Genomic DNA, 13605 nt, shown 5'->3' with positions numbered 1-13605 from the left:
TCCTCAGCGGGCCGGTTCGTCGGAAAGGCCGGGCAGGACGACATCGGCCAGGTGGTCCGCAAGCTTCGCCAAATTGGGGCTGTTGAACAGCACGTTGGTGCTGATGTCACAGTTCAGCAGGGTTTCCACGCGCTGCTTGAGCTCCATGAGGCGCAGCGAGGTCAGGCCCAGGTCGAAGAAGTTCTCGTCCCAAGGCAATTCTTCCGCCTCGTCCATCAGCAGACCGGCCCTGAACTCCCGGGAAAGAATTTCTTCCAGCGCCTCCCGGCGCTCGGCGCGGGGCAGCCGGTGAAGGTCGTCGGAGTCCGCCATGGTCGGCAGTCAAGCAAAGCCCGCTGACAATGCGCTGACGCCTCGCTGACCATGTGTTCCGGCGGTGCCACGGCAGTGGCAGACTCGGCGGCCCCGCACCGGAACGCGCCGGACGGAAAGAATCGAGGGAATAATGGAGGACGGGTTCGACTTCACCCGAGAACTGGACGCCACGCTGAAAGCGATCGGCCTGAGCCGGGAATCGGCCGTGAGCGACCTGACCGTGACCGGCTGCCATCCGTACGTGAAATCCACGCTGCGCATGTCCGCCGCGATCGGGGTGCCGCTGCTCACGTCGGCCGTCGGCGCCGCACAGATCTGGCAGCTGCGCACGGGACGGGCCCAGCGCCTCGCCCTGGACCTGGGCCAGGGCCTGCACCGCATGTCCCCGTTCCTGGGCGGCCTGGCCACGCTCAACGGCTACCCCTCCAGCATGGGATCGCTGGCCGGGCTGTCCGGACCGGCCCCCGCGCTCTGGGACTTCTACCGCACCGCCGACGGCCGCTGGGTCATCCCCATCGCCTGCTACCCGCGCACCCGCGACGCCCTGCTGGACCTCCTGGGGTGCGCGCACACCAGGGAGCACCTTGCGGCCGCCGTCGCAGGCTGGGACGCCGCGGATCTGGAGGAGGCGGCCGCCGAACGGGCCGTCCCGCTCGCCGTCGCCCGCACCCGCGCGGAATTCCTCGCCCACCCCCAGGGCCGCGCCGTGCTGGCCGAGCCGCTGGTGGCGGTGGAGCGGATCGCCGACGGCCCCGTCGTCCCGCTGCCGCACGGGCCGCGGCCGCTGTCCTCGCTGCGCTGCCTGCAGTTCACCCACATCCTGGCGGGCACCGCGACCGGCCGGACGCTGGCGGAGTACGGCGCCGACGTCCTGCACGTGTGCGAACCGGACTCCTTCGACCACGACATCATCTGGCACGAGTCGGCCGGCGGCATGCGCTCGGCCCGGCTGGACCTGCACGCCCGGGGCGCCGCCGGCCGCGACACCTTCGACCGGCTGCTGCGCGACGCCGACGTCTTCGTCCACAACTACCGCCCGGGCAAGGCCGAACGGCTCGGGCTCACCGCCGAGGAGTGCGCCGCCGCGGTCCCCGGCCTGATCCACTGCTCCCTCAGCGCCTACGGACACACCGGGCCCTGGCGCGACCGCGGCGGCTTCGACCAGCAGGCCCAGGCGCTCACCGGCATCAGCCTGCGCGAAGGCGGTGGCGACACCCCGAAGCTGCCGCCCGGCCGCATCCTGTGCGACTACATCGCCTCCTACCTGGCGGCCTCCGGCATCATGGCCGCGGCCGTCCGCCGCGCCCACGAAGGCGGCAGCTACGCCGTCCGCGTATCGCTCGCCGGCGTCGCCAACTGGTGCTGGGAACTGGGCAGCTGGGAGCCGGAGTTGACGGACGCGCTCGCCGAGGACGCCGTCCCACCCGCCCCCGAGTGGCGGACCAGCGCCACCCCGCTGGGCGAGCTGCGGCACACCGTCCCGCCCGTCCGCCTCAGCGAGACCCCGGCGGGCCACGACGACCCGGTACTCGTACCCCGCGGCTCCTCGGCGCCGCGGTGGCGCCCGCTGCCGGTGGGGCAGTGACCATCCCGACCGTTGGAGGCACCGTGGGGTCCTCTCCCCGCAGCACCACCGAGCCGGCCGGTGCGGCACCCGCACCGCCGCCCCGCGCACACCCGCTGCGCAGTTACTCCTCGTACATCGGAGGCCGCGACGCCGGCGGCGAGGGCTGGGTCTACACCGTCAGCGCCGGCTCCCTGCTGGAGGACGTCTTCACCAGCGTCAGGCTGAAGCGCGCCCTGGAACGCGACCCGGACCCCGACTCCGCCGCCGCCCAGCACCCGTATGTCGTCGGCCGGGTCGCCGTCGCGGACGACGCGGACAACGACGCCGCCCTCAAGGCCGCGGCGGAAGCGGCACCCGACTGGGCAGCCGTGCCACTGGACCGGCGCATGGCCCTGGCACCGATGTTCTGGGAACGACTGCTGGAGCACCGCACCGAACTCCTCGGCCTGATGGTGGCCGAGGGCACCCCGCTGCGGCTCGCCCGCTGGCAGCTGAGCGGCCTGCTGGAGCTGTACGGCGCGGAGAGCTGCGCGTGGTACCGGCAGTGCATGCACAGCGAATTCCGGCACGCCGGACGCCGCCTCGTCGTCCACCGGCAGCCCGACGGCGTGGTGTGCCTGAACCCGCCGCAGAACGCCCCGGCGCCCAGCGCCGCGCTCGCCGTCCTGATGCTCATGGCCGGCAATGCCGTCGTGGTCCGCGCCCCGCGCAGCATCGCGCTCAGCACCATGTACCTGCTGCGTGAACTCGTCGCCCCCGTCCTGCGGGAGGCCGGTGCCCCGCCCGGCATCCTGGCCGCCGTCTGCGGCAACCCCGGCCGGACCCTCACCCGATGGCTCGACAGCCCCCTGGTGGACGACATCTTCTACATCGGCGGCAGCGAGGAGGGCCTCCGCTTCCAGCTGCGCTGCATCGCCGCCGGGAAGAAGCCCGTCCTCGAACTCGCCGGCAACGACGGCGTCATGGTGTGGAAGGACGCCGATCTGCCGCTCGCCGCCGAGGCCGTCACCGAAGCGTTCTACGGCTCCGGCCAGATCTGCATGGTCCCCAACTACGTCCTCGCCCACCCGGACATCGCCGACGCGCTGCTCGCCGAGGTGACAGCCAAGGCCCGCGACATCCGCCCGGGCCACCCGGGCGACGAGGACGTACTGCTCTCTCCCGTACGGCGCAGCGAGCGGTTCTTCGCGCTGCTGGACGAGGCGCTGGGCTCCGGAGCCGAGCTGGTCTGCGGCGGGCACCGCATCGAGGCGGACGGGACGCGGTCGGAGACCGGGGTGTTCCTGGAGCCGACCGTGGTCCGGGTCGACGGCCTCGCGGGCGCCCGGAAGCTGGAGATGGTGCGCAGGGAGACGTTCTTCCCGCTGCTCCCGGTGATCGTCGCCGAACCGGCCGCCGAGAAGGTCCTCCTGGACCGGTTCTGGGACTTCCTCAACGCCAACGCCTACGGCCTGCGCAACTCCCTCTGGACGAGGGACGGTTCGGTCGTGGACGCCTTCGTGCGACGGGTCCGCAACGGCGGCCTGCTGAAGGTCAACGACTCGCACATCGGCTTCCTGCCCTGCCTGCCCAGCCACGGCGGCACCGGCCTGACCGGCGGCGTGCACGGCGAGGCCAACTACCCCATGCTGACCACCTCGCACCTCCAGGGTGTCGGCATCAGCTCCGGCGTCAGCCCGCGCCACGCGGTCTTCGGCGAAAGGTGACCTCCGATGCGCTCCCTGGAATCCGCCCGCACCACCTGCGAGCAGTACCACCCGGGCCTGGGCAAGGCCCTGGAGGAGACCGACCTCGTGGACCGGGAACAGCCCGGCAGCCCGGTGATCCCGCTCTTCCGCGAACACGGCGGCGTCGGACTGCTGGTGCCCGCCGCCTTCGGCGGGCGCGAAGCCGACCCGGTGGACGCCGTACGGGTCATGCGGGCCCTCGGCTCGTACTCGCCCTCCCTCGCCGCCGCCGCGACCATGCACCACTTCACGGCCGCGATGCTCTACTCGCTGGCCGACCGCGAGGACGGCCTCACCGCGGCCCAGCGCGACCTGCTGGCCGGCGTCGTGCCCGACCGGAAGCTGATGGCCTCCGGCTGGGCCGAGGGCCGCACCCAGCAGAACATCCTCGCCCCGGCCGTCACCGCGCGGCCGGCCGACGGCGGCTATGTGCTCAACGGCGCCAAGAAGCCGTGCAGTCTGTCCCGCTCGATGGACCTGCTGACCGCGAGCGTCACCGTCCCCGGCGCCGAGGGGCGGCCCGAGCTGGCCGTCGCGCTGGTGCGGGCCGACACGCCGGGCATCGGCGTGTATCCCTTCTGGGCCAACGGCGCGCTCGCCGCGGCCGAGAGCGACGAAGTGCGCCTGAAGGACGTGTTCGTACCCGAGGACCTGGTCCTGCGCACCACCGCCGACGGCGACGGCCCCGACCGGCTCTCCGAGATCCAGAGCGCCGGCTTCCTCTGGTTCGAGCTGCTGATCTCCGCCGGATACGCGGGCGTCGCCACCGCCCTCGTCCAGCGCGTACTGGAGCACGGCCGGGGCGCCGCCACCGACCGGGCAGCGCTCGCGGTACGCGTCGAGGCGGCCTGCCTGCTCCTGGAGGGCACAGCGCGCGCGGTCCGCGACGGCGACCTGGCGGGCGAGGAGGCGGTCGCCGCCGTGCTCGTCGCCCGGTACGCCGTCCAGGAGGCGCTGACCGGCGCCGCCGACCTCGCCCTGGAACTGCTCGGCGGCATGGACTTCATCCGCTCCCCGGAAGGCGCGCTGCTCGCCGCCGCCGTCCGGCCGCTGGCCTTCCATCCGCCGTCCCGCACCAGCACCGCCGAGCCGCTGCTCGCCTACTTCGGCGGCGCGCCCCTCGTGCTGTCCTGATGGCCCGTCACGATGGGAGGATGCCGGACGTGCCGGAGACGATGGAGAGCGCGCTGCTCGCACACTGGGACGAACTCACCGGCGCCGAGCTGCTGCAGGCGCTGGCCGACGGGCGGGTGCCGCACGGCGCCCACCACGCCCTGCTCGGCCTGCGGGTGACCGGCGCCCGGCCCGGCGGGGTCGACGAGAGCTGGCGGCCCCCGCGGGAGCTGGCCAACTTCGCCGGCAGCGGGGTGCACGCCGGGTACCTCGCCATGGTCCTCGACGACGCCTGCTGCGCCGCCGGAATGAGCCACGGCGATCACGCGTACCCCATGATCACGCTCAGCCTGGACATCGACTTCCTGCGGCCGGCGCGGCCCGGCGACGCCTACACCGTGCACGCCGAACTCGTCCATCCCGGCCGGCGCCGGATGGTCGCCAACGCCCGGATCGCCGACGCGGAAGGGCGCGCCGTCGCCCAGGCCCGCGCGAGCGTCGTGCCGGACACGGACTTCGCGGAGCGGATGCGGGCGGCGGCGGAGGGGGGTGCCGGGTGACGGGGGAGGCGGGCCGCTGGTTCCGCACGGCGGAGCCCCGGCCCGACGCCGCACGGCAGCTGTTCTGCTTCGCGCACGCCGGGGGCGGCGCCGCCTTCTACCACCGGTGGGCGGCCCTGCTCCCCGGAGTCGAGGTGCACGCCGTGCAGTTGCCGGGGCGCGGGGAGCGCCGTACCGAACCGCCGCACCGGCGGACCGCACCCCTGGTCGAAGCGGTGCGGGAGGCGCTCGACGCGGAGCTGGACGGCCGCCTGTACGCGTTCTTCGGGCACAGCCTGGGAGCCCTGCTCGCCTACCGGGTGGCCGTGGCGACCGAGCGCGAGGGCGGCGCCGGACCGGTGCTGCTGGGCGTGTCCGGCTGGGCGCCCGAGCGGTTCCGGCCGGTCGACGCCCTGTTGCCGCTGCCGGACGGCGAGTTCGCCGCGGCGGTCCGGCGCTTCGGCGTGCTGCCGGCGGAGGCCGGAGCGGACCCCGAGCTGCTCGCGCTGGTCCTGCCCGCGGTCCGCGCCGACCTGGCCCTCGTCGCCGACTACCGCGACGACGGCGCCCGCGTCGGCTGCCCGGTCGTGGCCTACGGCGGCCGGTCCGATCCGACGCTGGAGCCCGGCGGGCTCGCCGAGTGGGCCACCCGTACCCCTGCGTTCCTGGGCGCCGGCGAATTCCCGGGAGGCCATTTCTACCTCACCGAGCACGCCCTTTCCGTCACCACCGACTTCGCCCGCCACCTCCAGCGGGTTTCACAGCAGGGGCAAGTCGATACCCACCGGAAAGCGGGACGATAGCGGGGCGGGGTAACTTCCGGGGAAGTGTGGTTTCCGTATCGCGTTCCGGGCTGAGGAGAAGAATGATCGGTGGCGGTACATGCTAGACGAGTCCTTGATCGAGTTCAGGATTCTCGGTGGCTTGGAAATGCTCTCCCCGGAAGGCAGCATCACGGTGTCCGGAGGATTCCAGCGCATGCTGCTGCAGGCCCTCCTGGTGAGTGAGGGAAAGGCGATATCCCATGAGACGCTGATGGCCGAGCTGTGGGCCGAATCGGCACCGGCCGGCGCGGCCAACGCCCTGCAGGCGCACGCCAGCCGGCTCCGCAAGAAGCTCAAGGTGATCGAGCCGGGCCGGGTCCCGCCGCGGCTGGTCTGCCTCCCGTACGGCTACCAGCTCCTGATGGACGGCGCCGAGCTGGACGCCACCACATTCATGGAGTGCGCCGCGCGGGCCGAACGGCTGCGCGGGGAAGCGCCGGAGAAGGCCGTCGCCCTGCTGCGCCGCGCGCTGCGCCTGTGGCGCGGGACCCTCTGCGGCGGGAGTCCCGGCGGGCCGCTGGCGAAGGCCGCCGCCGCACGGTACGAGGAGCACCGGCTGCGGGCGCTGGAGACGCTGTTCGACAGCGAACTGCTGCTGGGCCGGCACACCGCCGCCCTGGCGGAACTGCGCGAGGCCCACCTGGCCAACCCCTTGCGCGAACGCTTCTGCGAACAGCTCATGGTCGCGCTGTACCGCTCCGGCCGGCAGGCGGAGGCGCTGGACACCTGCCGGCAGACCTGGCAGTGCCTGGTCGAGCAGCTCGGCGTCGACCCCTCCCCGTCCCTGCGCCGGGTGGAGCACGCCATCCTGGTCCAGGACCCGGCGCTGGACCGCGGCCCGGTGTCGGCCGTGCACGCGGCCCGAGTGCCGTCCCGCAACTGACTCCGTCCCCCTTGTGCACGCCGGCCGCCCTCCGCGGGAAGGAGGGCGGCCGGCCTTCAGGCGGCCCGGCGGTGCCGCCCCGCCCGCTCGTGTTCCGCCCGTATCGGGGCGCTGACCTCGTGCAGGAACGACGCGACCTCGCGGTAGGACGCGGCGATACCCACCTCCCGGTACGGCAGGCCGTGCGCCGCGCAGTACGCGCGCACGATCTTCCGGCACCGGCCGAGGCTCCGCTGCGGCATCGCCGGGAACAGATGGTGCTCGATCTGGTAGTTCAAACCCCCGTAGAGGAAGTCGGTCAGGGGGGAGGGGCGGACGTTGCGGGAGGTCAGCACCTGCCGCTCCAGCCAGTCCAGCGACTCCTCCGCACCGTCGCGGATCTCCATGCCCTTGTGGTTGGGCGCGAAGACCAGGCCGAGGTACACGCCGGTCAGCGCCTGGTGGACCAGCAGGAACACCAGGGCCTTCAGCGGCGGCAGCACCAGCAGCAGGGCGCCGGCGAAGACGACGACGCGGGCCAGCATCAGCCCGCCCTCCAGGACCGGGCGCCGCACACCCCGGCGCAGGACCGCCAGCACCGAGGTCTTCTGGATCTTGTACGCCTCCAGGACGAGCAGCACGAAGAAGAGCACGGCCTGGTGGCGCACGATGAACCGCTGCCGGGCGGTCCTGCGCGCGTACTGCTTGACGTGGAAGACGGCCGTACGGCGGGCGATGTCCGGGTCGCGGTCGAGGTGGTTGGGGTGGCTGTGGTGGCGATTGTGGTGGCCCACCCACCAGCCGTAACTGATCCCGTTGACGAGGTTCATGTGGAGCAGCCCGACCGCCGTGGCCGCGCGTTTGTCGCGGAACATCGCCTTGTGGCCCGCGTCGTGGCCCATGAACGCGCACTGCACGGAGGACAGCGCCAGATACGCGGCGACCAGCGGCTGGTACCAGGAGTCGCCGAGGAGGAGGAACGCCGCCAGCCCGGCGCCGAACAGCGCCGCGCTCAGCGTCAGCCGCCAGGCGTAGTAACGGGGGCGCAGCCTGAGCAGGCCCGCCTCCCTGACCTGCTGGAAGAGGTCGGTGAAGGGCGCGGCGCCGGAGTGCGCGCCGGACGGGTGAGGGGATACGTAGGTCATGCCGATGACCTCCTGGGATGTCGGTGACGGCACACGGCTACAGCGCGTTGGCCGCCCGGAAGACGTGGATCAGGGACCTGACCGAGGCTCGCCCGCAAAAGGCGATGTACTCCGGAATCACCACGTCCGGCGCCCACTTCTCCTTGTAGGCGAGCTGACTGCGCGCGGGATACACGGCCCCGCCGCGCTCCCACAGCTTGCCCACCAGCCACCGGAACGCCGGGCTGTGACCGGGGACCTCGCACGCGGGATCGAGCCCGGTGAACGGGGTGAAACCGAAGTGCAGCCAGCGCGCGCCCTCGCCGCGGAACACCTCGATCGCATGGCTGTTGACGGCCTCGGCGACCCCCGGCGGCGCGTCGGGCCGGCGGCGGCTCAGGTCGTGCAGCCAGCCGGCCCGGCTGCCGTAGACGGGCGAGTACGAGATGTACCCGGCCGGTTCGCCGCCGATCAGCCCGACGAACAGCCGGCGGTGCGACTGCGCAGCGCCCCCGTGCTGGCCCACCAGGAACTCCAGCGGCCTGGCGTGCTTCCCCTTGCCCGCGAGCCAGCGCGCGTCCAGCTCCCGCAGCGCGCCGGCATACTCGTCGGCCCCGGCCTCCCGCACGGTCAGGCCGCTGCGCAGCGCCCGCGAGATCTTGTTCCGGAGCCGTACGAAGCGGGAGCCGCGCAGGCTGAAGCCGGCCAGGTCCATCGCGTAGGAAGCGCCGATCTGGTTGACGGTGAACCCCTGCTCCGCGTACCGCACGGCATCGGCCCGCTGCAGCTGGATGCCGACCAGCCGCAGCCGCTGCCGCCGCGCGTACCCGGTGAATTCACCGAGCAGCCGGGAATAGTCCTCGGGCGGCGCGAAAGGCCCGCCGAACTGGACCAGGCAGCGTCCTGAACGCCGATGGACGATCACGCCTTGCGCGGTCGGGGAAGTGAAGTACTTGTTCCCTTCATTGAGGGCGAGAAAAGCGCTCGGATTGGCGGACTGTGCATAGGTGCTGATGGCGTGGTGGGCCGGAGACGCCGGGGCTGATTCGGTGGTCATGCGTCCATTCCTCCGGGCGTGCGCAGCGGACGGGCCGACGTCCGAGTAGAGCAGCGCGGGGCCGGTCGCGACAAGTAATTCCCGGGCCGTGAAAGGGAAATTGTGCAGCCGTCAGTGCGCTGTCAGGGGAATATCAGGAAGGGGTCAGGAAATGGTCAGGGCGAGGTCAGCACAGTAGGACAGGCTGTTTTCCGTGGACCCCTCACCGCTGCGTGCCCTCATCGTGGCCAACCCGGCAGCCGGCAGCTACTCCGCCGAGCTCGTCGAACTCCTCGCGTCCCGCTGCCGGGAACGGCTCGGGCCGGTGGCCGTGCACCGCACGACCGGGCCGGGCGACGCCACGGACGCCGTGCACCGCGCGCTGGCCAAGGAACCCGCCGGGCACCGCCCCGACCTGGTGGTGACGGTGGGCGGCGACGGCACGGCACACGAGACGGCCGAGGGGATGCTCCGGCAGGACGGCGACGGCTCCCGGGCAGCGCTGCTCATGATCCCCGCGGGCAGTGCCAACTCCGGGTACCGGATGTACTGGCAGGACCGGCCCTGGCAGGACGCCCTGGACATGGTGCTGGGTCCCGCCCGGCGGGCCGAGGTGCGTCGGATCGACCTCGCCCGGCTCGCCGAGACCGGCGCCCATGTGTTCCTCGGCTCCTGCACGGGGCTGGGCGCCGAGATCCTGTCGGCGGCCGGCGCGGCGCCCGGCAGCGGCCGGGCCCGCTACGCGCGCCTGCTGGCCGAGGCCGCGGCCGGCTACCGCCCCTACCCGGGCCGGGTCACCGTCGACGGCACCGTACTGGCCGAGGGCCCCACCGTCCTGGCCGGCGTCGGCGGCGGCCGCTACCGCGCCGGGCAGTACCTCTTGCTGCCCCGCTCCGAGCCGGACGACGGCCTGCTGGACGTCTGCGTCGTCGGCGGCCGGATCGACCCGGCCCGCTTCCTCGAACTTGCCCGCGAGGGCCGCCACTTGGACCTGCCCGGCACGGCGTACGGCCGCGGGCGGCGGATCGTCCTGGAACGGCTGGACGGCGAACGGCTGGTCCTGGAGCACGACGGCGAGCTGCGCCACAGCATCGGGACCACCGCCACCTTCGACGTGCTGCCGGGCGCGCTGCCGGTCTGGGCCGCGCCCCGCGCACAGCGGAACGGGTGAGGACGCGATGACCCTCTTGGCCGAACTCGGCGCCTGGGCGGCGCGGCTCACACCCGACGCGATACCGGAGCGGGTACTGCGCCGCGCGGCCAGTCAGGTGCTGTCCCAGCTCGGCGCCATCCGCGCGGGCGCCGCACACCCGCTCGGCCGGCGCCTGACGGCCGCCTTCGGGCCGCCGCTGCAGGACGATCCGCGCCAGGCGTCGAGCGTGCTGGCCGCCCTCGGCTCCTTCCTCAACCTCGACGACACGGCGTACGCGGGCCACCTGTCCCCCTCCACCGTCGCCGTGCCGCTCGCCTACGCCCGCGCCCGGCGGCTCGACGGCCCCGCACTGCTCACCGCCGTGGTCGCGGCCAACGAATGCGCCGCCCGGATCACCGCCGCGGCGACCCTGGGCCCGCTCCGCGGCCAGACCGCGCTGCACGCCCACCTCGCGGGCGCGGTCGCCGGCCGGCTGCACTGCGAAGGTGCACCGGCCCACCGCTGGACCGCCGCGCTCGGCCTCGCGTACGCACAGCCGCCCTGGCCCCTGATGCGTGCCTTCCTCGCCAGCGACGCCCGCCTCCTCCACGCCTTCGGCCCGGTCCGCACCGGCATGGACGCCTGCGACGCGGCCGCCGCCGGGTTCACCGGCGCGCCCGACCTGCTGGAGCACCCCGACGGCTTCCTGCGCCGGTTCGCGACCGTGCCGCTGCCCGAGGCGGTCACCGCGGGGCTCGGGACGCGCTGGCACACCGAGACCTTCTCGTACAAGCTGCATCCCGGCGGGCCCGGCATCGACGCGGCCGTGGACTGCGCGCGGGACCTCCACCACGACCTGGGCGCCCCGGACGCGGCAGAGCTCGCCGCCGTACTCGACGACGTCCTCGTGGAGGCGTCCCTCTACACGGTCCTCGCCGGACAGCGGGCCCGCCGCTACCTCGACGGTCCCGGCAGGCCGCTCGGTGCCCTGGTACTGGACATCGGCCACCCGGTGGCCACCGCGCTGCTCACCGGACGGCTGACCGTCGCCGACCTGGAACCGCCGGCGAGCGACGATCCGGTACGCCGGGCCGCCGCGGGAAAGGTACGGCTCCGGCACGACCCCGCCCTGACGCGACAACTCCTCGCGTCCGAGGCGCCGTTCGGGGAGGCGCTGCGGCAGGCGGGCCCCGCGGGCGCGGCATGGCTCCGGGAGTTCGGCGGCGACGCACTCGTCCGGCTCGCAGGCGAACCGGCCCCGCCCGCAACCGACTTCGCCGCCGCCACCAAGGCCACCGGCGCGCGGGTGACCGTCCGCCTCACCGACGGCCGCACCGCCGTGCGCGAGCTGCTGATCCCGTACGGCGCCGCGGGCCCGCACACCCGTACCCACCACGCCGACCTCGTACGTGCCAAGTTCCGCGCGCTCGGCGGGCCGGCGGACGTCGCCGACGCACTGCCCCGGCTGCCGAAGACGGGCGCCGCCGAACTGCGCGCGTGGACCGAAGCGGCCCTGCACCCCGATCCGGCCGACGACCTGGAGGAACAACGCCCGTGAACGCCCCGGCGGAACCCTGGCCCGGCACCGACGCGGAGACCCTCCGCCTGTACCGGGCCCACCTGAGCAAGGGCCGCGCGACCGTGGCCGAACTCTTCGGCGGCCGGATGGAGGTCGCCTCGTCCGGCGCCTGGCTGACCACCAGCGACGGCGCGCGGTACCTCAACTGCGGCGGTTACGGCGTGTTCCTCATGGGCGCCCGGCACCCCGTCGTCATGGAAGAGGTGCGCCGCCAGCTCGACGTGCACCCCGTCGCCACCCGCATCCTGCTGGAGCCGGCCGCGGCCCGCGCCGCCGAGGCGCTGACCGCGGTGGCCCCGCCGGGCCTGGACCGCGTGCACTTCTCGCTCTCCGGCACGGAGGCGGTCGAGACCGCGCTGAAGCTGGCCCGCGCGAACGGCAGGCGGAAGGTCGTCGCCACGCACCTGGGCTACCACGGCAAGACGCTCGGCGCGCTGTCGGTCTCCGGCAAGGACGTCTATCAGCGGCCGTTCCGTCCCCTGCTGTCCGGCGTCACCCACATCCCGTACGGGGACGCCGATCTCCTGGAGAAGGAGCTGGCCGAAAGCCCCGGCGAGATCTGCGTGATCGTCGAACCGGTGCAGGGCGAGGGCGGCGTGATCATCCCGCCGGACGGCTACCTCCGCCGGATCGGCGAACTGTGCCGCCAGTACGGCGGGTTCTTCGTCCTGGACGAGGTGCAGACCGGCCTGGGCCGGCTCGGCACGTGGTGGGGCGCCGACGCCGCCGGAGTGGTGCCGGACGTGCTGCTCGCGGGCAAGGCGCTGGGCGGCGGCGTCGTCCCGGTCTCCGCCGCGCTCGCCACCCGGGAGGCGTTCCGCCCGTTCGACAAGGACCCCTACCTGCACACCGGTACGTTCTCCGGCGCCCCGCTCCTCATGGCCGCCGTGCAGGGCGCGATCCGGGCGATACGGGAGGATGATCTCGTACCGCGGGCCGCCGCGCTCGGCGCCCGGCTGCTGCCGCTGATCGCGGGGATCGCCGCCCGCAACGTCCCCGGTCTCGTCACCGCGGTGCGCGGCCGGGGCCTGCTCATCGGCGTGGAGCTGGCCGAGGCCGGCCTCGCGGGCGAGCTGCTGATCGAACTCTTCAACCACGGAGTGGTGGCCAACCACTCGATGAACGGCAGCAGCGTGGTGCGGTTCACCCCGCCCGCCGTGCTCACCGACGCGGACGTGGAACATCTCCTGGCCGCCTTCGACGCGGCCACCCGCGACCTGGTCGAGCACGCTGCCCGGATGCCGGAAAGGCGGTAGCCGACATGCGGCACGTGATCGTGGAAGCGCTCATCCCCGACGTCCCCGCGGAGGACGTCTTCGACGCCGTCCTGCGGTTCGAGCGCTATCCGGAACTGACCCCGCACGTGCGCTCCACGGTGGTGCACAGCGGCCCGCCGCAGCCAGCGGGCAGCTCCAGCTGGGAGCTGTACTTCCGCAGCGGCGTGCTGCGCTGGACGGAGAGCGAGAGTTACGACCGGGAGCGGCTGCACATCGCCTTCCGGCAGACCGACGGCGACTTCGACGAGCTGTCCGGCACCTGGGACCTGCGGCAGACCGGCGCGGACTGCGCCCTGCGCTTCGATGCCGACTTCGACTTCGGCATCCCCAGCATGGCGGGCATCCTCGACCCGATCGCCGCCCGCGTCATCGAGGAGACCATCGCCTGGGCGGTCACCGGGATGTTCGCCGGTGTCCGGCTCGGCGCCGAGGTCCGGACCGAGGAGCCGCAGGGCCGAGCGGAGGAGCCGCAGGGCCGGGCGGCCCAGCGGCTCGGCGCGGGGGAGTGAC

Annotated in this window: 13 protein-coding genes; 10 read left to right on the top strand and 3 right to left on the bottom strand. The window is 73.5% G+C overall.

Features of this window, described 5'->3' with window-relative positions; genetic code table 11:
* Window positions 1–3: 3 nt before the first annotated feature.
* Entirely contained in the window at window positions 4–312 is a 309-nt protein-coding gene (locus ACZ4MH_RS01045) for an acyl carrier protein (RefSeq protein WP_351599506.1), read from the bottom strand.
* 133 nt (window positions 313–445) lie between these two features.
* Between ACZ4MH_RS01045 and ACZ4MH_RS01040 the strand changes: the two genes are divergently transcribed.
* From ACZ4MH_RS01040 to ACZ4MH_RS01015, 6 genes are all read left to right on the top strand, one after another.
* Window positions 446–1900 (top strand): CoA transferase, encoded by a 1455-nt coding sequence (locus ACZ4MH_RS01040; RefSeq protein ID WP_351599505.1) that lies wholly within the window; start codon window positions 446–448, stop codon window positions 1898–1900.
* 95 nt (window positions 1901–1995) lie between these two features.
* Window positions 1996–3588, top strand: coding sequence for an aldehyde dehydrogenase family protein (locus tag ACZ4MH_RS01035; RefSeq protein ID WP_351599510.1), 1593 nt, complete (start codon window positions 1996–1998; stop codon window positions 3586–3588).
* Window positions 3589–3594: 6 nt separating this feature from the next.
* On the top strand, window positions 3595–4743 hold the full coding sequence (locus ACZ4MH_RS01030) for an acyl-CoA dehydrogenase family protein (protein WP_351599504.1): 1149 nt from the start codon (window positions 3595–3597) through the stop codon (window positions 4741–4743).
* Window positions 4744–4763: 20 nt separating this feature from the next.
* Window positions 4764–5282 (top strand): PaaI family thioesterase, encoded by a 519-nt coding sequence (locus tag ACZ4MH_RS01025; RefSeq protein ID WP_351599503.1) that lies wholly within the window; start codon window positions 4764–4766, stop codon window positions 5280–5282.
* Complete coding sequence (locus ACZ4MH_RS01020) at window positions 5279–6064, top strand: thioesterase II family protein (protein WP_351599502.1); 786 nt, start codon at window positions 5279–5281, stop codon at window positions 6062–6064. Before ACZ4MH_RS01025 ends, ACZ4MH_RS01020 begins: the two co-directional genes overlap by 4 nt.
* A gap of 175 nt (window positions 6065–6239) precedes the next feature.
* The gene (locus ACZ4MH_RS01015) at window positions 6240–6968 is read left to right on the top strand and encodes an AfsR/SARP family transcriptional regulator (protein WP_351599501.1); all 729 of its coding nucleotides are present in this window, start codon (window positions 6240–6242) and stop codon (window positions 6966–6968) included.
* Window positions 6969–7024: 56 nt separating this feature from the next.
* Here the strand turns inward: ACZ4MH_RS01015 and ACZ4MH_RS01010 are convergent, their stop codons facing one another.
* The gene (locus ACZ4MH_RS01010; RefSeq protein ID WP_351599500.1) at window positions 7025–8092 is read right to left on the bottom strand and encodes an acyl-CoA desaturase; all 1068 of its coding nucleotides are present in this window, start codon (window positions 8090–8092) and stop codon (window positions 7025–7027) included.
* Between the two features lie 37 nt (window positions 8093–8129).
* Window positions 8130–9128, bottom strand: a complete 999-nt coding sequence (locus ACZ4MH_RS01005; protein WP_351599499.1) for a bifunctional lysylphosphatidylglycerol flippase/synthetase MprF — start codon at window positions 9126–9128, stop codon at window positions 8130–8132.
* Between the two features lie 193 nt (window positions 9129–9321).
* Here ACZ4MH_RS01005 and ACZ4MH_RS01000 point away from each other — a divergent pair, with 193 nt between their 5' ends.
* From ACZ4MH_RS01000 to ACZ4MH_RS00985, 4 genes are read left to right on the top strand one after another with little or no spacing between them, the layout of a single operon-like run.
* Window positions 9322–10278, top strand: a complete 957-nt coding sequence (locus ACZ4MH_RS01000) for a diacylglycerol/lipid kinase family protein (protein ID WP_351599498.1) — start codon at window positions 9322–9324, stop codon at window positions 10276–10278.
* A gap of 7 nt (window positions 10279–10285) precedes the next feature.
* On the top strand, window positions 10286–11797 hold the full coding sequence (locus ACZ4MH_RS00995) for an MmgE/PrpD family protein (protein ID WP_467753681.1): 1512 nt from the start codon (window positions 10286–10288) through the stop codon (window positions 11795–11797).
* Window positions 11794–13074: an aspartate aminotransferase family protein gene (locus ACZ4MH_RS00990; protein WP_351586489.1), complete on the top strand. Its 1281-nt coding sequence runs from the start codon at window positions 11794–11796 to the stop codon at window positions 13072–13074. The genes ACZ4MH_RS00995 and ACZ4MH_RS00990 overlap by 4 nt, the downstream gene beginning before the upstream one ends.
* Before the next feature lie 5 nt (window positions 13075–13079).
* Entirely contained in the window at window positions 13080–13604 is a 525-nt protein-coding gene (locus ACZ4MH_RS00985) for a type II toxin-antitoxin system RatA family toxin (protein WP_351586491.1), read from the top strand.
* Window position 13605: the final 1 nt, after the last annotated feature.

It is taken from the genome of Streptomyces sp. NPDC026301 (assembly GCF_055567935.1).
This window is presented reverse-complemented; position numbering and strand designations above follow the sequence as displayed.